This is a genomic window from Echinicola salinicaeni, assembly GCF_014280965.1.
Lineage (GTDB): Bacteria > Bacteroidota > Bacteroidia > Cytophagales > Cyclobacteriaceae > Echinicola > Echinicola salinicaeni.
Genome location: NZ_JACODZ010000001.1, coordinates 339,115 through 361,668, shown reverse-complemented (window position 1 = coordinate 361,668; position 22,554 = coordinate 339,115). Strand labels below are relative to the sequence as shown.

The 22,554-nt window shown below is 41.4% G+C and carries 11 protein-coding genes; 4 read left to right on the top strand and 7 right to left on the bottom strand.

Annotation, left to right across the window (positions count from 1 at the left end; all coding sequences use genetic code 11):
- Window positions 1-39: 39 nt before the first annotated feature.
- From H7U17_RS01440 to H7U17_RS01425, 4 genes are all read left to right on the top strand, one after another.
- Complete coding sequence (locus tag H7U17_RS01440; RefSeq protein WP_186754041.1) at window positions 40-3,267, top strand: SusC/RagA family TonB-linked outer membrane protein; 3,228 nt, start codon at window positions 40-42, stop codon at window positions 3,265-3,267.
- Between the two features lie 42 nt (window positions 3,268-3,309).
- Entirely contained in the window at window positions 3,310-5,367 is a 2,058-nt protein-coding gene (locus H7U17_RS01435) for a RagB/SusD family nutrient uptake outer membrane protein (protein WP_186754039.1), read from the top strand.
- Window positions 5,368-5,397: 30 nt separating this feature from the next.
- The gene (locus H7U17_RS01430) at window positions 5,398-6,210 is read left to right on the top strand and encodes a DUF3823 domain-containing protein (RefSeq protein WP_186754036.1); all 813 of its coding nucleotides are present in this window, start codon (window positions 5,398-5,400) and stop codon (window positions 6,208-6,210) included.
- 104 nt (window positions 6,211-6,314) lie between these two features.
- The gene (locus H7U17_RS01425; protein ID WP_186754034.1) at window positions 6,315-8,519 is read left to right on the top strand and encodes a hypothetical protein; all 2,205 of its coding nucleotides are present in this window, start codon (window positions 6,315-6,317) and stop codon (window positions 8,517-8,519) included.
- Between the two features lie 19 nt (window positions 8,520-8,538).
- Here H7U17_RS01425 and H7U17_RS01420 read toward each other — a convergent pair whose 3' ends face one another.
- The 7 genes from H7U17_RS01420 to H7U17_RS01390 form a co-directional block, all read right to left on the bottom strand.
- Window positions 8,539-11,058, bottom strand: a complete 2,520-nt coding sequence (locus H7U17_RS01420) for a Kelch repeat-containing protein (protein ID WP_186754033.1) — start codon at window positions 11,056-11,058, stop codon at window positions 8,539-8,541.
- A gap of 305 nt (window positions 11,059-11,363) precedes the next feature.
- On the bottom strand, window positions 11,364-12,359 hold the full coding sequence (locus H7U17_RS01415; RefSeq protein WP_186754031.1) for a glycoside hydrolase family 43 protein: 996 nt from the start codon (window positions 12,357-12,359) through the stop codon (window positions 11,364-11,366).
- Between the two features lie 296 nt (window positions 12,360-12,655).
- The gene (locus tag H7U17_RS01410) at window positions 12,656-14,098 is read right to left on the bottom strand and encodes an arylsulfatase B (protein ID WP_186754029.1); all 1,443 of its coding nucleotides are present in this window, start codon (window positions 14,096-14,098) and stop codon (window positions 12,656-12,658) included.
- Between the two features lie 63 nt (window positions 14,099-14,161).
- Window positions 14,162-15,757 carry a sulfatase family protein gene (locus H7U17_RS01405; RefSeq protein WP_186754027.1) on the bottom strand — a complete coding sequence of 532 codons (1,596 nt, stop codon included), beginning with the start codon at window positions 15,755-15,757 and terminating at the stop codon, window positions 14,162-14,164.
- Window positions 15,758-15,981: 224 nt separating this feature from the next.
- The gene (locus tag H7U17_RS01400; RefSeq protein WP_186754025.1) at window positions 15,982-17,346 is read right to left on the bottom strand and encodes a sulfatase family protein; all 1,365 of its coding nucleotides are present in this window, start codon (window positions 17,344-17,346) and stop codon (window positions 15,982-15,984) included.
- Between the two features lie 209 nt (window positions 17,347-17,555).
- Window positions 17,556-18,977 carry a RagB/SusD family nutrient uptake outer membrane protein gene (locus H7U17_RS01395; RefSeq protein ID WP_186754023.1) on the bottom strand — a complete coding sequence of 474 codons (1,422 nt, stop codon included), beginning with the start codon at window positions 18,975-18,977 and terminating at the stop codon, window positions 17,556-17,558.
- A 29-nt stretch (window positions 18,978-19,006) separates the two neighbouring features.
- Window positions 19,007-22,408: a SusC/RagA family TonB-linked outer membrane protein gene (locus H7U17_RS01390; RefSeq protein ID WP_186754021.1), complete on the bottom strand. Its 3,402-nt coding sequence runs from the start codon at window positions 22,406-22,408 to the stop codon at window positions 19,007-19,009.
- Between the last annotated feature and the right edge of the window lie 146 nt (window positions 22,409-22,554).

Sequence of the window (22,554 nt, the reverse complement as noted above, 5' to 3'; positions counted from 1 at the left end):
CCATATTAGACAATAAAGAAACAAAATAGCCAAAAAAATATGCAAAAGATATATAAGCAGTTCTCCAGAGGACTGGTAAAATATTCCTTGTGCGGGATCATTTTACCGTACTTTGCTATTGCTCCTGCCCATGCTTCAGCGTTAGCCTCCAATGCACCTCTTTTAGAAAGACCGATATCACAGCAACTTGATAGAACAATTTCAGGTACAGTATTATCCGAAGATGGCACACCAATGCCCGGAGTAAATGTTTTGCTAAAAGGAACCTTAACAGGTACTATAACAGACATAGACGGCAAATATAAATTGACCGTTCCGGAAGGCAATACAGTCCTGACATTTTCATTTATCGGATATAAAACTCAAGACATCGAAGTGGGATCCCAATCAGTCATCCAAGTATCCATGACCCCAGATACCCAGCAGTTGGGAGAAGTGGTTGTCGTAGGATATGGGATGCAGGAAAAAGTAACCATGACCGGTTCTGTAGCCAATATCAAGGGCGATGAAATGCTACGTACCAAGAACGAAAATCCGCAGAATATGCTTACGGGTAGAGTTGCAGGGGTTCGTGTTTGGCAAAAAAGTGCGGAACCTGGTACTTTCAATGCAGCCTTTGATATCCGTGGTTTGGGATCACCTTTGATCGTGATCGATGGTATCCAGCGAACCATGGCTGATTTTCAGCGTCTGAACCCCACAGATATCGAAGAATTGTCTGTCCTAAAGGATGCATCAGCAGCCATCTACGGTGCACGTGCCGCCAATGGTGTTGTACTGATCACCACCAAAAGAGGGTCTGAAGGAGGTAAGGCAGTAGTTACTTACAATGGTTCTTACACCCTGCAGAGCCCATCCGGTTTTCCTCAACTTGCTGATCCTTATGAAACCATGACACTCTATAATGAAAGGGCCATGAACAATATTAACGGGGGAAATCTGATTTATCAGGATGATGATTTTGAAGCCTTCCGTACGGGACGCCGTCGGACCACAGACTGGAATTCATTGCTGATCAGTGATTACGCTCCTCAAAGCCAACATGATATTAGCATCACTGGTGGGACAGAAAAAACTCAATATTATATAGCCGGAGGATATATGTATCAGGAAGGGATGTTTAAATCAGGGGACATGAACTACAGCAAAATTAACCTGAGATCCAATATAACAACCCAAATAACTCAGGGTCTGAAGTTTAACCTCAACCTTAGTGGTGTGGCTGATCAAAGGAATTCTCCTTATTCCAGTGCCGTGGAGATCATCCGCAATTATTGGAGACAAGGGGTTTTATTTCCTGCGTATGCCGATCCAGAAAACACCATGCTGAACTATGAAGGCTTGGACTTGGAACAAAACACCATTGCGATGATGAGAGCAGATGTTTCAGGACACAGAAAGTACAAGCAAAAGTATTTTCAGTCTTCGGCATCTTTAGACTATGACTTCGGGACTTTATCTGAAGCCTTAGAAGGACTATCCGTAAAGGGCTTGGTCAGCTATGACTTTCGAGGAGATGATAATGATATCTACCGAAGGGAATATTACCAGTACATGTATGACCCTGTTACAGATACCTATCTATCAAAACTATACAACAATAGCTCGCCTAATCAAATCAGAAGAGAGTTATTCAACAAACAGCAGTTTTTAGGACAGTTCCTGATCAACTATAAGCGTACCTTTGGTGAGAATCATGATGTCTCTGGTCTTTTGGGATTTGAAACCCAAAATCGCAAAGGAGACAATTTTTATGCACAGCGGAACTTGGCCTTTGCAATGAAATACCTTGTAGGTGGTATGAATGAAGACCAACAAGGTGGCATGCAAGGAGGCTCAGGAGACCTTTATGAAATCGCTAACTCCGCCATGTTTGGAAGGGTAAATTATGCTTTCGGTGAGCGGTACATTGCCGAAGTGCAGTTCCGATACGATGGCTCCTCCAAATTTGTTAAAACAAACCGTTGGGGTTGGTTCCCTTCAGGATCCATTGGTTGGCGTCTATCTGAAGAACCTTTTTTCCAGTCAGTCTCAGCACTTAATTTTGTGGACCAACTGAAATTTAGGGCCAGTTATGGGATGACTGCAGATGATGGATCATTGGCTTACGATTGGTACCCTGGCTACATCTATCCTGCTACCAGTGGTAATGCCCAAAATGGTTATTACAATCAATATGCTCCTGGATATATGCTAAATGGTGAATTCGTTTATGGAGCTTCGCTCGTCATACCCAACGAAAACCTTTCTTGGTGGACAGCAAAAACATTCAATATAGGGGTTGACTTCGAAGCTTGGATGGGCAAATTTGGTTTCTCTCTAGATTATTTTGACAGACGTAGAGAAGGACTGTTCTCTACTCGTTCAGGCGATGTGCCTACTGTGGTAGGAACCGGGGCACCTAGGGAAAATACCAACAGCGACAGACAGTTCGGTATAGACCTTGAACTTTCCCACAGAAACCGGATTGGTGAGCTTTCTTATGGAGTGAAAGGAATAGCTACCATTACCCGTAGAAAGCATCTTATCGCAGCTGAAAAGGGACCCTATGGCAATTCCTACGATCGCTGGCGAAATGACAACCTGACAAATCGTTATCAGGGAGTCCAATTTGGCTATGTGTCCGCAGGAAGATATACAGACTGGGAGGATATCTGGTCTTATGACATCTATAAAGACAGGGGCATATTACCAGGAGATTATAAATATGAAGATTGGAATGGTGACGGAGAGATCAATGGTCTAGACCAACATCCATTTGCCTATGACCAAACTCCATGGTTAAACTTCAGTATGGCTCTTGATGCCGAATACAAAAATTTTGATGCAAGTATCTTATTCCAAGGTTCTGCTTTGGGTTCTATGCAATACCAGGAGCCACTATATTCCATTTGGGGCAGCAATGGCGGTGGTGCATTGGAGCAATACCTTGACCGCTGGCATCCAGTTGACCCTTTGGCTGATCCTTATGACCCAGAAACAGAATGGATCAGTGGATACTATGGCTATACAGGCCATTATCCTTTTGGCAATTCTGAATTCAACCGGGTTAGTACAGATTATCTACGTCTGAAAAGTATTGAAGTGGGCTACAGCCTGAAACCAAGAAATAGTCCCTCTACCAACATCAGGGTCTTTGCCAATGCCTATAACCTCCTGACATTTACAGGGGTGAAATTTGTGGACCCAGAACATCCTGGTGATGAATTGGGAAGAATGTATCCGTTGACAAAAACCTACACCCTGGGTGTTACGGCCTCATTTTAATGGAAGCTAGAGAGACCTTGGAAAATTAAATTGAACGAAATTATGAAAACAAAAATCATATTATTGATATTCAGCTTATTGTATATTTCCAGTTGTACAAATCTGGATGTGCCTCCTCCCAATGTAATCGGTGACGAGACACTCATGACCAGTGAATCAGGCATGGACGTATATATCGCAGGCATGTACAGCAAAATGCCCTTTGAGGACTTCAAATACATGGCCCGATGGGGGGTGGAATACAATTCTTGGCTTGGTTCCCTTGGAATTGAGGGCACCGGAGAAGCAGTGAACCGGGATGGAATCACCTCCGCATTTACTGGAGAAAGAACCCCTTATTGGGGAAGGGCCTTTCGCCTATTGAGAGAAGCAAATTACCTCTTGGAAAACCTACCAGAACACGCCAGTTCATTCCCTGAGATAACCTATAACCACTATTTGGGAGAAGCTTATTTTGTTCGGGCCTTTGTATTTTCTGCCATGGCCAAACGTTTTGGTGGAATACCTTTGGTGACCAGTGTACTAAGTTATCCATCTAAAGAGGGCAGTCTGGAAATCCCTCGTTCCTCTGAAGAGGAAACCTGGGACCAAATATTGGCTGACTATGATCGCGCCATAAACTTACTTCAACCTACCAGTCCTAAGTCAGGGTACTCCAATAAATATGTTGCACTTTCTTTCAAGGCTCAAGACATGCTTTATGCGGGTAGTGTTGCGAAATACAATGAAACGGTTCCCGGAAGACTTACAGGCACTGGACTAAAGACAGGTGTAAGGGTGATCGGTTTTTCTGAAGAAACCGCTCAAGCAGCCTCAAAAAGGTATTTTAAAGAAGCATACACTGCTGCCAATGAAGTCATTAAGAGCGGTCAATACTCCCTTTACAAAAAGAAATGGGCAGCAGATAACCCTCAAGCCCAATATCAGAACATGGTAGACATGTTCAGTGATGCTAATAGCCCAGAGAATATCTATGTAAAAGAATACGATTTTCCTGTGGCTACACATGGATATGATGCCTATAGCGCTCCCTTTATTTTCAAGGCACCTTTGGCCTCCGGTACCTGCCCAACCTTGGATTTCATGGAACTGTTTGAAGGATTTGACCGGTATCCTGACGGAACCATCAAAGTGACTACAGGGTCAAACAATACCGAAGGAGATTACCTGATGTATGATACGCCAATGGATTTCTTCAAAGATGCCGAACCACGTCTTCGTGCTTATGTGATATTCCCAGGAGATATTTTCAAAGGCCAAGAAATCGAAATACGTGCTGGGGTTTATACCGGTGCGGAACCTATCCAGCCTCTGTTTAATGATTATTCTTATGCAACCGCTGATACCCGCTATCAACAATTGCCGATTTATACTCAATCTCCAAAAGAACTGTTTCTTAGTGCCAGAGATGGCGGAAGCCAAGAATTGGTTGCCTTCCAGGGAGAGCAAATCACAGCAGCTGGTGCCAATGGCCCATTCTATAATAATGCAGAAAGCACCCTTACAGGACTTTACGGCCGTAAATGGTTGAATCCTGATCCTTCTTTTGAAGCAGGTGAAGGTAAATCTGCACAACATTTTGTTTTGATGAGATATGCTGATGTTCTGCTTAATGCTGCAGAAGCAGCAATAGAACTATCTCTTGCTGGAGTGACATCTCCTGATGGTTCTGATATGCTTCAAGTTGCCACTTCAGGCATCAATGATATCCGTGAACGCGCTGGAGCGACCTTGCTTTCCGGAATGCTTACATCTGATATTGAAAGCCGTAATATCGTCCGTAAGGAGCGTAGAAAAGAGCTTGCATTGGAGCATAAATCCAAGTGGGACCTGCGCAGATGGAGAGTGCAGCACTATGAAGCTAGAGATGGATTTTGGGGTGAAACCAGGGACAAAGAAGACTATAGCATGAACTCACGCTATCGTTTCAGAGGACTCTATCCATTTTTGTCTACGGAGAGTGGTCAGTATTTCTTCGATGCCCGTTTTCAATGGGTAAGCTTGAAAACCTTTGAATACAATATCATCGATTACTATTTCGCCATACCTGGTGGAGAAGTATCCAAGAGCCCTGTAATCGATCAACAACCCAATCGATAAGGCAAGATCAATAACCTAGAAATTAAAAAAATGAAGAATATAACATACCTCGTTTTATCTGCATTGATAGCGTTCAGTTCATGTAATTTGTTTGAATTGGACAATTATGATCTGCCTGCGGAAACGCTCAAGGGACAGGTCGTTGACAAAGAAACCGGTGAGCCCATACTTACTGATCAAGGAAGCGAAGGCATACGCGTTCGCTTGACAGAATTAAGCTGGGGAGACAATGTCACCCCAAATCCTGACTTCTTCTGCATGCCTGACGGTACTTTCCAAAATACCAAACTATTTGGGGGAACTTACAACGTACGTTTAGATGGACCTTTTATCCCTCTAATTCGTGAGGATGATCGTGGAGTTCCGCTTGCTGATGACACCCAGACTGTAGATATCAAGGGAGTTACCGAGCTAACTTTTGAAGTACAACCTTTTTTAAAGGTCGAATGGGTCAAAGATCCAGAAGTAATCAACGGCAAAGTCAGGGCACAAATCAGAGTAACCCGAGGTGTATCCGAAGAGGAATTCCGTTCCAAAATCGAACCTATGGGAGGATATAGTGACAGTTTTCAGAATATAACAGACATCCAGTTCTTCGTCAGTTATTCTTCTACCGTGGGCTACCGCGCTAGGGATGAGCGCTGGTCCAGCCAATTGGAGTTTTCAGGTTCTTCCTTTAATGACATGCTGGGCGAGACCATCACCATTGAATCCAACGGAACGATCCCTGAAGGTAGAATGGTCTTTGTCCGGGCTGCGGCCAGAATAAATTTTGATACGCCTAGAGGTAGTGGCACCAGACGTTGGAACTATAATGAGCCACGTCAAGTCTTGATATATTGATTTGATAAATAATAAAAAGCCATCCGTCTAGACGGATGGCTTTTTATTTGAATTTTAAATGGAGAACTACCACATTTCATTAATTCCAAATAATTTTTATACGCATGCGAAAAACTGCTTTATTATATCTTATTCCAATTCTATTGATTCATGCCTGCTCACAACCTGGCAGACAAGAAGAAAACGCAAAAAGTACCAAGAGTGAAAAAACGGCTTTTCAAACATCCAATCCTTGGAAGCCAGTAACAGACGTGAGGGCTGATGTAGCAATTGTCTATAGTGTGAAGGATCATCATGGAAAGGCCGATATGACTTTTGAAGAGCGGGTCCAAACTTGGAGAGACAAAGGCTACACCACCCACTTTATGAGCGGAATTGCCTGGGGAGAATACCAGGACTATTTCACAGGTGAATGGGATGGAGAATGGCACTTGGATGAAGGCCAGGTCACCCAAAAAGGTGATACCCTTTGGCACGGACATATGGTCCCCTATATCGTACCCTCTATGAATTTTATTCAATACATGAAAGAAAAAGTAATCAAGAGGGTTATTGATGCCGGAATCGACGCCATCTATCTTGAAGAGCCTGAGTTCTGGGCCAGGTCAGGCTATAGTGAAGCCTTCAAGAGAGAATGGAAGGAATATTATGGCTTTGACTGGAGACCGCAGCATGAATCTGCTGAAAACACCTATTTGTCCAATAAGCTAAAATATCACCTTTACTACCGAGCTGTAGAGGAATGTTTTTCCTTTGCCAAGGAATACGGCAAAACAAAAGGAATGGATGTCCGCTGTTATGTCCCTACTCATTCACTTGTGAATTACTCCCAGTGGATGATCGTGAGCCCTGAGGCTAGCCTGGCATCTCTACCAAGTGTGGATGGTTATATTGCCCAGGTATGGACAGGGACTTCCCGCGAACCCAACTACTATAATGGCCAAGCAAAGGAAAGAGTATTTGAAACTGCTTTTCTGGAATATGGTTCTATGGAATCCATGACCGCTCCCACAGGTAGGAAAATGTACTTTCTAACTGATCCTATAGAAGATTGGCCAAGAGATTGGGCTGATTATAAGAAAAACTACCAAGCTACTTTTGCGGCCCAACTGCTGTATCCCATGGTAGCCAATTACGAGGTGATGCCTTGGCCTGATCGAATTTATGAAGGACTCTACAGAACCAGTGCAGACAGCGAAGAGAAAGCGAAAATCCCTCGTTTTTACTCAACTCAAATGCAGGTAATGATCAATACCTTGAATGACATGCCTTTATCCGACAATAAAGTCAGTGGCTCACAAGGCATTGGGGTATTAATGTCCAATTCCCTAATGTTCCAGCGTTTCCCTACTCATCAGGGCTATGATGACCCACAGTTGTCCAACTTTTACGGACAGGCATTGCCACTGCTCAAGCGAGGGATTCCAGTCAAAACTGTCCATATAGAAAATGTCACTTTCCCCAAAACTTGGGACAACTTAAAAATACTTATCATGTCCTATGCTAATATGAAGCCCATGAAAGAAGAAGCTCATGGACATATTGCAGACTGGGTCAAAAACGGTGGAGTCTTGGTATACTGCGGCAGAGATGAAGATGTCTTTCAAGGAGTTCAAGAGTGGTGGAATATGGATGGCAACAAGTTTAAAGCGCCATCTGAAGACCTGTTCCAGAAGCTTGGTTTAAAAGCACCGTTTGAGAGCGGAGAGTTCAGTTTTGGCAAGGGAAAAGTAGTCATTCTACGCCAAGATCCTAAGGAGTTTGTTTTGGAGAAAAACAATGACATGAATTTCGTGAATGCCATCAAAAAGCTTTACGATACAGATCAAATTTCTGGTAAGTTGGAATTCAAAAACCACTTTTCTCTGAGCAGAGGTCCTTATGAAATAATTTCTGTTGTCAATGAAAATGAGGATCAGACTCCTTATACCCTTAAGGGGAAACTTATTGATTTATTTGATCCTGAGATTCCAGTGCTGAACGAAAAACAAGTTCATCCTGGTGAACAAGCATTTTTATACAATATCGAAAGTGTCAAAAACCCAAACAGTCCTCAGGTGCTGGCAACAGCCGCTAGGGTTTATGAGGAAAAAGTAGCCAAAGACATGTATTCATTGGTCGCCAAAAGTCCACTGAATACGACTAATGTAATGAGGATTCTTTTGCCTAAAAAACCTGAAAGCATTGAAATCATGGATTCCACCGGAACGGATATGCAGTTTGAGAGTAGTTGGGACGAAAACAGCAAAACTTGTTTCCTAAGCTTTGAAAATAAGCCAAAAGGTGTTCATATAAAACTTGACTGGTAAGCTATATAGACGCAATTCTTTAAGAACTGATCGCTGAATATGGACGATGAAAATCCTTGTCGAAGACCCTTTTGTACTCTATCACAAAAGCTCTATAAGCTATTTTGGATTCCTCAATCATATTGAGCTTAAGCATGGCTTTGATTTGATATACCAATGCTGTTTCACTTAAAGGATCTATATTAAACAAGGCTTCTGCCAGCGAGATTGTAGTAGGATACGTTTCGCTGGCAAAGCTTTTTTCCACCTCCAATATTAAAACAGGTTCAAGCCGGGTTTCCTCCTCTTCCTTTAACAAATCAAACAAAGGATCATCAGAAAGATAAAGGAATTTACCTCTAGAAACGATCCCTGCAAATTCATCCCGTGCATGATCCATTTCTTGCCCCCCTATAATCTGCAGACATCTCACATAATCGCAATAGACCTCCTCGTTAAGAATAATTTTATAGTGTCCTTTCTCATGGACCAGCTCTATCCCCTCCAGCTCATTTAAAGTCTTGCGAAGATTGTTAATCGTAACCCCGCGTGAATTTTTAACTTTGTCCGCAGGCTTATCCGGCCATAGCAAATGGCTGAGATGTTGTGAGGTGACACCACCTTCCGATATGCTATAATGCAAAATAAGACAAAAAACCTGCTTCAGTTGTGCACTGAACATATAGGTTATATCCCTGCCCTTTGAGTCACGGACCATAAAATTGCCAAATAGGTAAATGGAGTTGGGCCGTAAACGTTGATCCTTCTTGGGAATCGGAATATATTCCTCCGCTTCCCTATCCTCCTTATCTTCTGCAGGTGATTTAGCCTTCAATTTTTTGTACAAAAAGAATCCCAATACTATAGCTCCAGCCCCCAATAGCAAAGCAATGAGGCTTCCTTGACCATTTTGTTTAGTTGGAAAATCAAACAATTCTTCTTTGGTAATAGCTGGAAATGCAAGAGAATAGATTTTCAGGTCTGAGGAAATATCATCCTCAAATTCCTGTACCACTGCATACAGTTTATTCAGCCCTTTGTCAAAATAAATATTAGCATTGGTGGTTATCTTATCAGAACGAATTGGAATGGAATCCCCTAATATTTCATAACTACCATCTTTCAGTGAGAACCGATAAAGATGAAGAAAGGACGCTGAAAAATGCTCAGGATAACAAAGCGTATATAAAGTAGAATCATTCAATAGGACCATCCCCCGCACAGGAACGACATTTTCATCTTCCCAAGGAATCTCCCACAGTTTGGTGATATGTCTAGAGCCCATATCAACCTGATAGAGGTCATAATAATATTTCCTTCCGACGGATTGATCACCCGACTCATTGCCCATTCCACCCAAGATATATAAGCTATTGTTGTGTGGCTGGTAGCCTACTGAGGAAAAATAACGGGGGGTAATTATATCACCTGTAAATCCCTCTTCCAGCTTCCATTTATTTTGTTCCAAATCGTAAGAAAAGAAGTTCTTGCTATATTTCATATTACCAAAACCACCGAAGATTGTGTACTTGGAAGTGGATTGGTTTATATAGGCCCCATGATGGTGGAGCTGGGTTGGAAGTTGATCATAGCTTTCTGCTGTCCATTGATTACTATCAAGGTCAAGACTGGCTACAGTTGGACCTTCATATTGACTATCATAATACACCTCATAGGTATATAATTTATTCTCCACTGAATCAAAAAAATTGGTCCCCAAAACAAGTTCTACAGGGCTTTTCTTATTGAACACAGTAATTTGAGATTCATCAGTTTGGACATTATACCTCCAAAGTGAATCTTGGTTATAGTAATATATTTCTCTTTTTTGGGGATTATAGTTCGCCCCAGCCACTGAAGCTGAGCTAAAGGAAGCTTGATGATTCCAATAATAGGCATAATTCTTCAACCAATCTGGATTGATCACCTTGCCGAAAAGATTTCCATCTCTATCATGGACTACATTACCCTCATTTTCATTCAAGGGAAAGTTATAAGTTTCATTTCCAATGACGGATAAGTTTTTGATCGAAAAAGTGGGCACATCAATGATATGGTCACTTTTTCCAAAAAGAATAGCTGGATGATAGGTATCTGCAAGATGCTGATTTTGGCTTGAAAATTCTTGATCATCAATGACAAGTGTGATCGAATCTCCCTCCAAGTCGAAAGAGACTTTCATATCAAACCATTGCCGATTAAACAGTTGATTCCTGTCCATTCTGGCAACAATCAAATTAGTCTTTCCCTCTTCATTGAATTTAAAAACCAGATCATCTCCCTGACTGTCATAGAATAAATTAAAAATCCGTTTGTTTACCCCAGTTTTGATCCTAAGGATATAGCCTATTTCTTCAACAGGATCCAGGGACAAGCTAAAGGCTATATCAAAATGATCAGAAAATGTGACCTCATGCTCCCCAAAAACATCATAAGAGGTTCGTAAGTCTATAGCTTTTTCGCTTCCATGAAATTTCAAGCCTCCTGTAAAGGAAGATTGTAAGACACTTAAACCTAAAATCAATGAAACCAGGAAGTGAATTTTAGTAAACGCAAGCATCGGAGATATTTATGTCAAACTCTTACAGGGGGAAAAATATTAAGATCGGTGTAAATGTTACTTGGCACAATGCAATTATTTGGCAGTCACATTTATCTTTCAAAAGTAGAATTTTCGAAATCTGGATACAAATGCTTTCTGAATAATGTTTCTACTTTTATTTATCTCCCCTCCTCATTTATACAAACGGACAAATATACTAAAACAGTCAACACCAATTCATTCAAAAACGTCTTAGTACGAACTCAAATTATTGCTTGCTTTTCTTATGCTATAATCCATTTCTATCAGTTTTCGAAAAAATTTTATTCATACAGATAATCCCAATTATTGGGTAAAAAGATTAAATCGGCAGGTCCCAAATCAGACGCATTAAAACGGGCTTTAATTAAAGCAGTCTTCCTCGGTCCAACCCTATCCGCTGAATGATGGGTATGAAAGACATAATACCAATCATCGCCAACTGAGAAAAAGTCCCCATGACCCGTTCCGGCCACACCCAATAATCCTTGACTGAGAGCAGGTTGCCTACCCATCTTTTTCCAGGGCCCCAAAGGCTGTTTGCTAACAGCAACCCCTACTGCATAGTCCTTACTTCTAAAATCATTTGCACTGTATATCAAATAATAATGTCCATTATGAAATAAAACAGAGGGGCCTTCTGTCACTATCCAGTTTGCATTTTCCCTGTTCTCCCAAGGCTCAGTAGCCTCAATGCAAAGCTTCACCGTTTCGGTCTTTATACCACTCAAGTCTTTCTTCATTTCGGCTACATATATCCTATTGCCTCCGTTGGCTACTTTTACAAAGTACAGATAAGCCTTACCTTTTTTATCCCTGTAAAAAAAAGGGTCGATCATCTTGCCATTACCTTCAATAGCCTGCTTTGCAGTCTGACGAAAAGGACCTAATGGACTATCACTTTCTGCCAAAGCAATATGTTCATTGGCCGTATAGGCCATATAAAACTTTCCTTTTTCAAAAAATACTTGTGGTGCCCAGAAACCGCGATCGCCATAAACGTCCTCCTCATGGAGACAAAAACCCTCTTCTAACTTTCCTGCTGGTCCAGACCATGTCTTGGCATCCTTGGAGGTGTAAACTTGAAAGCCTTCATCAGCCCTTCCAGTACCATATAAATAATAAGTGCTTTCATGATAAAAAATGCTTGGGTCTGCCATTTGAAGGATTTTACCATTCTCCCCTTGCGCAAGCAGCACCGATAATTTCAAATAAAACAATGCGCCCAATATGAGCTTTCTGAGCGTTCCGCCAAAATTACTTATGTCTTGCTTTATCATATTCAAAGATAATTTACTTTTTATGAAGGCCTGGAATTTCTTCTATCAATTGTATACCGCCAAGCAAACGTCTATCAGTTGGCTTGTTCCCATGCCCGGAGATTACGAAAAAAGCAAAAAACAGCAGGGATAAAAGAATTATTCCTACAATTATATTTATCCATACAGCCTCACCGAATATTAATTATAAAATTGGACAAACTAAATTCACTTGCCACCTATACATGACAAGTGAATTGATTTTTAAAGCAATCCCTTTCAAAGACAAGGGAGGATCCTATTACTATGGCTTCCCACTAATGAATCTTCCATTCTTTTGGTGCTTTAAATCCTTCTCTGCCCACATGATAGGCAGGCACACTTACTTCCGCCTGAATGTCCTCATACTTTTGGAGCCATGATTTCATTTTCAAAAAGCTTTCTTCATGGGCTTTTTTCACATTTATAGTTTCGTAGGGATCCTCTTTCATATTGAACAATATATCTTCTTTAATATCCATGCTTGGCTTGCTCCCCTTTTTCATCATCAACTTCCAGTTTTGATTGACCATAGCTCCATAGCCAAGATAAAAAGTCCTTTCGATGTTTTCTTTCTTTCCAAATAATACCGGAGCCATACTTATCCCATCAAATTCAATATTCATTTCCCCCTTGTAGCCTGCCAATTCAACTAAAGTGGGAAACATATCCACAAAGCCCATCACCTGATCGATTCTTTCTCCTCCTTCAAATTTATCCTTCCAGTAGATTACAGCGGGTACGCGGACGCCTCCTTCCCACTCTTGGAATTTATGACCTTTGAGATTTCCAGCACTGCCTCCCTCTCCTGGTGCGGGGCCATTATCACTATGAAAGATCAAAATGGTATTTTCCATAATCCCCTCCTCTTCCAAGGCATCTATAATCTCTCCTATCCCCCTATCCAATGCCCTTACCATAGCCTCATAGGTCTGCTTTCTGGTATTGCCTCTCCCCTCTTCTCCATAACCTTTATCGGTTGAAAACCTAGGTAAGCTTTTATCAAATCCACTGGCTAGTAAATCTTCTTCTTTTGCCTGCAATGGCCAATGGGGTGCATTGAAGGCTACATACATAAAGAAAGGAGCTGCATCATCATTGTATTCCTTGATACAGGACACCGCTTCTTCTGCCAATAAATCTGTGGCATATCCTTTATCATAAGAAGGAGCAAAATCATCGTGCCAATCAAGTTCTCCTTCACGTTTATGGGAAAAATAGTCAATGGCGCCATTATAATGTCCATAAAAATGGGTAAATCCCCTATTCATGGGATGATAATCTAGTCTTGAATGTCCCAAGTGCCACTTTCCAATCATTGCACGATGCTTATATCCTGCTTTCTCCAAAATTTCAGGCAAAAAAACTTCAGAAGTATCCACTCCAAAATCTCGCCATGGAGGAATCACCGTCTCCCGTAATCCAAACCTATCAGGGTACCTGCCCGTCATCAATCCTGCCCTGGTAGGTGAACATACCGGAGCTACATAATATCTATCCATGATAATGCCCTTTGAGGCCAAATCATTGATTCGGGGGGTCGGAAATTCACCACCATTAAACCCTACATCGCCATAGCCCAAATCATCTACCAATATCAGGATAATATTAGGACGTTCTTGACCATAGCCCACAACGGGCCATAAAGCCAACACTATAAATGATGCCACTGCAAACATCATGTTCATGGGATTTTGGAATAGTTTGTTTTTTGCAATCATTTAAAATCTATTTGATATTGAAATATTTTTATAGGTTGAAGCCCGAAAATCAGTATTCTATATTTAGGGTTCTGGAAAGCTCCTCATATGGGAATATCGTTTGTAACTATCAAAAACTTCCTTATTAGGCCCCACTACTCTAGGGTCTTTGGTCTTTTTTAGCTCTTCTTCTAAGACTTTGTTTAAATTTCTCTCCACCTCCATAAATTCAGCCTTTCCGGCCAAATTATTTAGACAATCGGGATCTTTACGAATATCATACAATTCAAACGCTGGCCTTTTTGCTACAGCCAAATCGAGATATGGCTTTATATCTGTATCACCACTATGCTCCAATAAATAAGTCTTAGTAGGACAATCATCGATATCCGTATAAGCACTCTGTGGGATATATATTCCATTATCATCAATGCCATTCATCGGCAATAACCTTGCATTATCATTAGTATCATATTTTTGAGGGGCTCCTGCTGGCCATCTTTCTGGTCTCATATTCCAAATATACAGGTAATCTTTGCTGCGAACCGCCCGTTGTGGATAACCCCAATTTTTATACCTTGAAGAAGAATGGCGCTCACGCCCTGAAAAGGCATAGCTCCTTGAATCTTGATTTTTATCTGCTATAAGAAGTTTCAAAAAGCTTTCACCTGTAATAGGCATCATTCCCTCAGGAGATGCGCCTGCGATTTCCAAAATGGTTGGCGCTAAGTCTACAAAGGATAAAGGAGCATCAATGACCCTCCCTCCCTGGAAGGCTTTAGGATACCGCACTGCCATGGGCACATGGATACCATACTCATAGGTATTGGCCTTGGCCCGAGGGAAGGGCTTTCCATTATCAGAAGTGACAATCACAATGGTATTTTCCAGTTCTCCAATGTCTTCCAAATAATTTAACATTTTCCCTAGATGACTGTCAAACCACTCAATTTCAACTGCATAATCCAATAAATCTCCTCGTATTTCATCATTATCAGGAAGAAAAGCCGGCACTTCCACATCTTCTAGTTTCTTTCCCATTCTTTTCCAAGAACCTTTTTCATAGGCCCTATGGGGTTCTTTAGCCCCAAACCAAAAAAAGAAAGGTCGATCCCCCCTTTTATGTTCGATGAAATATTTAAAATTCTCAAAATAATCTAGCCCACTTACTCCCTTCGCATATCCCTCCATGCCTGATTTATCTTCTGTATAGTGAATTTCTGAATGAGCAAGGCCTCCGGCATCTGTCTTTCTCCAAAGTGAATCCTGAGGATTTTTGGCATATCGAAATGGCGCTACTCCCTTTCCTGTTCGTCCGGTTACATATCCGTTTTCATCCAACACATCAATAAAGGGCACATATTTCTTTAACCAAGCCGAAGCATGTTGGCCCGACTGCTCATTTTGCCAAGGATACCTTCCTGTCACTATCGAGCTCCTTGATGGAGCACAGCCCGGAGATCCCGCAATGCAATTGGCAAAATAAACTCCTTCCCTGGCTACCCTATCAAAAGCCGGTGTACTAACAAAACTGCTTCCGGCAAAACTCGTATGGGAAAATGACTGATCATCACTAATCACAAATAAAATATTGGGGGATTGAAAGTCTTGTTTTTTTTCTGTGCAACTTAGGCAAACTGATAAGGATAGTAGCACTAGATAAAAGTATATAGGTTTCATGCAATTGATTTTAAATACCTTTCCAAGATAACAATCCTTCGAAACAATAGAACAACGAATTCAACACTGCAATTTCCTTCCCTGAAAGAACGGCAATACTGATCCATCATACTCCCAAAACTGAAGTTAAACGCTAAAATCGCCCCATTTGAACATTTGAAGGCCATTGTTTCTAACCTTACATGGTCATATTATAGATAGCCTTCATGATTCCTCACATTAACTTACTCTTCCCTAACTACCCTTTTTGTGAGATACCAATTGATCACTTCATGGCTCAGTTCCCCTGCCAAGTCCCTGTATTGCTCAGCTATATTGGTCGTTTCGTTTGGGTCTTTTTTTATATCATACAGCTCTAATCTACTGCTGTCCGAATTTACCAGCAATTTCCAATCATCTCTTCTAATAGCTAAATGAGGACTTTGGTGATAAGGCTGACGTGGTCTTCCAAAAAATCGATTCCTGCCAAAATCCCACATGATATCTTTTTGTCTCTGCTGAGTTTTTTCTCCCAAAAGAGCATCACTCATATCCTCTCCAGCCAAGTCGAATCCTTCAGGAAGCTTTGCACCGGTAATAGCGCATAAAGTCGGCAAAATATCCACAGAACTAATCACACTTTCATTATCAGTCTTTCCTGGAGTAATCACTTCTGGCCAACTTACAATGAAAGGCATACGGATTCCTCCCTCATACAAGCTACACTTTGCACCTCGCTGACTGTTGGTTCTGATCTGTTCATAAGTTGGATAAGCTCCGTTATCACTGGTAAAGATGATCAAAGTATTCTCTAGGATACCCATTTCTTCAAGCCCAGCCATTAACCTCCCAATCTGACGGTCATACTCTTCCAAAACAGGGATAAAATTTGGTTTACTAGGCCAAGTTTTCCTTTTACCATAAAACTCCTCACTAGGAACCCAAGGGTCATGCATATCATCTGGCCACAAGTTGACAAAACAGGGCTCACCCTCATTTCTGGATAAAAAATCTAGGGTCTTGTCCACAAAATACCCCGTTCTTTCCCACCTTTCAATACTATCCTTTTCACTCCAAATCCAGTTTGAAGCAGTAATCAACTTATCAGGATCAGGACCTTCATAAGTTGTAGTATATTCATCAAAACCATATTCGGTAATCTGGGGAGCATCATCTACATCTCTCCCGCCTCCCATATGCCATTTTCCAACATGGCTTGTCTTGTACCCCACTTGCTTGAGGACCCTGGCCATGGACGGGGCAGAAACATCAAGATAATCCAACTGTTCACATTGAGCATTCCCTTTACGATGATGCAAATAAGTATTAATTCCCCACTCCGTAGGAAACATTCCTGTTGTAATGGATACCCTTGAAGGGGAGCAAACCGGAGAAGCGGTATAATAATGATTGAACTTTATACCATTGGCTGCAAGTTGATCTATATTTGGGGTTTTTACCCATCCGCTATTATAACAGGATAAATCACCCATCCCCATATCATCAGTATAAATAACTATAATATTTGGTTTCTTGACTGAATTCATACTTTCCTTACTGGCACATGATGCCAATAGGGCAAGCAACAATAAGCTAAAAATTCTTTTCATAAATAGGTGTATTCAATATTTGGAAAATAAAGATCTCATGTATTAAATAATGCATGAGATCTCTTAAGTAATTTCACTAAGCTATTTTATAATTAGTCATGATCTTTTGTTTTGTTCTTGCCTATAATACCCAGAAAATAAAACAAAAAGATCAGTCAATGCCCTTATCCCAAATGAAACAAAAAGCATTAACTGACTGACCTTAACCCTCAATATCCATCGTTTTGAACGAGATTTTCATTGGCATTGATTTCACCTTGGGGTATAGGATACAATACATTGTAAGGCTTCGCATCTTTCCCTCTTTCCAATGCCCTTTCAATGAACTTCCCATGCCTCAGGAGGTCACTTCTCCTTTTAGTCTCGGAATAAAACTCCCAAGCCCTTTCCTGCAGAATATGATCCCTCAAACTACCTTGATCATAGTTGGCCAACTGTAGCATTTCCATATCTTCACCAGCCCTTGCCCTGACAAGGTTAATCAAGTCTATGCTTTCCTGGTTAGGCCCTTGAACCTCATTCAGGGCCTCCGCCTTTGCGAGTAAAATATCCGCATATCGTACCATAGGAAAATCATTTTCCTGATCTACCCCTATTCGATTAGGGTCCAAAAACTTGAAACTTCTGGAATTGTCATTACCCAATAGTTGCACCGGCTGTCCGTCATTTCTCACATAACTGGTCAGTATAAGGTTCTGTCTTGTATCCTCAGGGGCAAAGGAATTGACAAAGGCATCGTAATACCTGAATTGAGCGGCAAAGTTTGGCCCATCAATTGGGTAGGCAGGAGGAAGGGAAAGTGACAACCATTCTGTCCCCATACCACCAGCATCACGGGTCTGAGGCATCACAAAGATAAATTCTGAATTGACCTCATTCTCTGGTGCAAACATGGCTTCATAATCAGGATATAAATCATAAACACCTAAGTCCATCAATTCATCTGCAGTATCCACACATTTTTGCCATTGTTTGGTGTTGAGGAAAAACTTGGTCAATAAGCCCAAAGCTGCTCCCTTTGTGATCCTGTTAGCTTCTACTTGTACAGTAGGTAGTCCATCAGCTGCAGCCCTTAGCTCGGACTCAATAAACTGGTTCATCTCACTTGCAGGAGTCTTTGCCGGATAAAGCTCTGGCGTGCTGCTCAGTGTCAATGGCACTTCCCCAAACCACTTGGTCAATAAGTAATAACTAAAGGCACGTATAAACCGGGCTTCTGCAATTCTTTCGTTTTTATCTGCTTGGGTATAATTCACCGCTTCCACATTGTCCAAAAACAAATTGACATCCCTAATGGCATTCCATCTGCCATTATAAACACCACCTATCCAGGGATGCTCAGAATTAAAGGTAAAATCCTGTATAAAAGCTGCATCCCGTGCTTGCCCTCCTCCTGATTCGAAAAACAGATCAGAAGGACCTTCTTCTAGATAGTGCCATTGGATAAGTCCAAATCGATGGACTTGCATAAACCCATAGGCAGATGTTAACAAAGATTCCAATCCCACCTCATTATTCAGGATATTGCTGGGGCTAAGCTGGTCATAAGGTTCTTCTACCAGCTGCTCTTCACAAGCGGTAAAGGTGGTCATCAGCAACAATCCAGCGATATATAAACTATATTTTTTCATTTGTTTTCAATTTTAATTCACAGAGTCAATTAGAAGGAAAGTCTACATCCCAGGCTATAAGTCCTTGCATTGGGATAGGCGTTATAGTCAGCCCTAGCTGAATTCGCTCCATTGTTAAGGGAATTGACTTCGGGATCAAAGCCCATATAGTCAGTGATCAACAATAGATTACTTCCCTGAAGGTAAAAGTTCACCCCTCTTAGGAATTTATGATTGGCCACATTGAAGTCATAGCTCAGCCTCAAGTTTCTTAAACGGATGAAAGTGGCATCTTCCACAGAAAGGCTGTTCACCGTACTTCCGCCGTAAGAGGTTGGGTTTACACCGGATGGCCATTTATTGCTTGGATTTTGAGGTGTCCATCTGTTTAACAAGGGCTCCGCCAAACGGTTTCTTCCTGGATCAATTGGATAAAGGGAGTTCAGCAAGTTTTGGTTAAGTAGACTTTGGCCAAAATCTCCTGCAAAGAACACATCCAAATTCAACCTGCCATATTGGAAATTATTACGTAATCCCAAAGAGAAATCAGGGAACGGACTTCCAATAACCGTTTTATCAGCATCACTGATCGCTCCATCAGGCACCCCTTCAGGTCCGCTGATATCCCTAAATTTCGGATAACCTGGCTGGGCATTAGGCTGTGCCGAATTGGCGATATCTTCACCTTCTTGCCATATACCATCTACAATATGTCCATAGTAACTATTCAACGGCTGGCCTTCGGTTACTATCGTAATGTCAGAAGTAAATGGCAGACCTCCTTGAAGAATCTGGTCACTTCCGGCCAAATCAGTCACAGTATTATTCACCTTGGTAAGGTTAAAGCTTGTTGTCCAAGCAAACTTTTGTCTGTCTATATTATAAGATTCAATGGCCAACTCAAATCCCTTGTTTTCCACAGACCCCACATTGTCCAAGATGGAATTAAAACCAGAGGATTTTGGTAGGGGAAGATTGAGCAATAGATCATCCGTATTTCGGATAAAATAATCTGCAACGAAATTTAAACGTCCTGCCCAAAGTTCCAAGTCCACTCCTATATCAAACTGTGTGGTCGTTTCCCATTTCAAATTCGGATTAGGAATCCTCGTTGCCGTAATTCCTTGTTGCTGTAGTCCATTGATCAAAGCCAATCCCCCAGCTCCTAAAGTGGAAAGGGACATGAAATTCCCGATGCTTTGGTTACCTGTTTTCCCCCAGCTGGTTCTTAATTTCAGATTGGTAACCACTTCTGAATTGGAAAGAAAAGATTCTTGTGAAACCCTCCATGACAGTGCCATACTTGGGAAGTAACCAAACTTATTATTTTCCCCAAACTTGGATGAACCATCAGCTCTCATGGAAAAAGTAACATAGTATTTACTTTTATAGTCATAATTGACCCTAGAAAGATAAGAGATCAGCTTATTGGAGTTTTTATAGCTGTTTACTTCATCTCTTTCTGTATTTCCCAATCCAAAATTATTGGTCAACAGCGCATCGGAAGGAAATCCATCAATGGTGCCGCTAAAACCTTTATTGATAAAGTCCTGATAGGTATAACCAGCCAAAAAGTTGAAATTATGGACAGACCAATTCTTCTTATAGTTGACCGTGGCCTCGAGCATTTTATTGGATTTATCCCCCGTGATGATCGTACCTATACCACTGCCATTGGCAATCCCTGTCTTGGTGGTGGACTGCACATAGGTATCTTTTCTAGCATTCAGCCTGTCAAATCCCAAGGTCAGCTTGGCATTTAGGTCTGGGATAATGGTATACTCTCCAAAGACATTTCCCAAAAGCCTGGTATTCTCCTCTTCTGTAAAGACATCCGCAATGATCAAAGGATTGTCCATATCGATACTAAAATCCTGATACGGGGTCCCGTCAGGGTTGAACTTGTCTATAGTAGGATCGATTTCCATGGCCGAATTGACCACCCCTGCACTGGCATTGAAACCGGTTCCAAAAGGTACATTATCATTCTTGACATAGGAATTGGTCAAGTTGACCCCATAGCGAAATTTATCACTGGCTTTAAATTCGGCATTTAACCTGGCTGAGAGACGCTCCATACCAGAACTTACCACGATGCCTTCTTGGTCATAATAGCTTACTGAAGAATAAAAGGAGCTCTTGTCATTCCCGCCACTGACGGCCAAGTTATGATTTTGTATATACCCTGTTCTGGTAATCTCATCCAACCAATCAGATTGTTCTGAGACTTGGGATAAATCATACAATGGATCTAGTCCGCTGTCTTCCTGAATATCATTAACCACCTGCGCAAATTCAGTTGAACTCAACAAGTCTACTTTATTGGCCATGCGCTGGAGACTTCCTGAAAAATCATAAGTTACCTGAGTACCCTTATTACTTCCTCTTTTAGTAGTGATCATGATCACCCCATTGGCTCCTCTTGAACCATAAATTGCCGTAGCCGAAGCATCTTTTAGCACCTCAATGGATGCAATATCATTGGGATTGATTAGATTAAGTGGATTTTTCGGATTCCTATTATCGCTGATTCCTGAGCCGGAGCCTGAAATGGAAGGGCTATTATCTATGGGCATTCCATCTATCACGTAAAGTGGTTCATTACCAGCATTGATAGACCCTACCCCTCTGATTCTTACATTCACAGATCCTCCCGGCTCAGCACTGTTCTGGTTGATTTGAACACCTGGCATCCTACCAGTCAGCATCTGGTCAATATTTTGAAGTGAGCCCAAATTCAGCTCGTCAGGCTTGACAGAAGCCACCGCACCCGTAAGGTCACTTTTCTTGACGGTACCATAACCTACCACGACCACTTCATCCAGATCGGAAAGATCCTCTTCCAAGGTGATATTTAGGAAATCCTGATTGCCTACCTGCACTTCTTTTGAGGTAAAACCCAAAAAGGAAAATACGAGTATATCATCATTGGAAACCTCGATACTAAATTTACCATCCAGATCTGTAATCGTCCCTTTGGTACTCCCCTTGATAATAATATTCACTCCAGGCAAGCTTTCTCCAGACTTGTCAACTACAAGCCCGCTGACAACCCTTTCTTGAAGGATCATATTAGTTTCTTGGAAAACCTCTTTTCTCTTCACATCTATCCCGTTATTGACCTGCCTGAATCTAAGGTCTGTCTGTTCAGAAAGCTCTCTGAGATAGCTTTCCACACTTCCTGTCCTTTCACTCAGCTTAATACGGGCCCTTTCATTCACCTCATCGTGGTCGTATAAAAAATTAAATGAAGTTTGGGCTTCCACTGCCCTAAAAAATTCGATTAGGGAATCCGTTTTCTTATCTATCCTTACTTGAACTTCATCAATGGATTTATACTGCCCCTTGACATTAGTGGCCAATACAAAGTTGAACACCAACATTTGTACTATAAACCCGTATAGGAAATACTTGGACAACATATAAATTGTCTTTTGTAGATTTAATTTCATAATTTTGTTTGGTTTACTGATTAATTCATTAGACCTGGTTCTCAGGAGTATCCACATTCCCCAATGTTTTGACTTTCCTGAAACCACCCTTAAGGAGCCAACTGACTAAATGCCAGTTGGCCTTTTTTATGAACTGTTATAGTGCT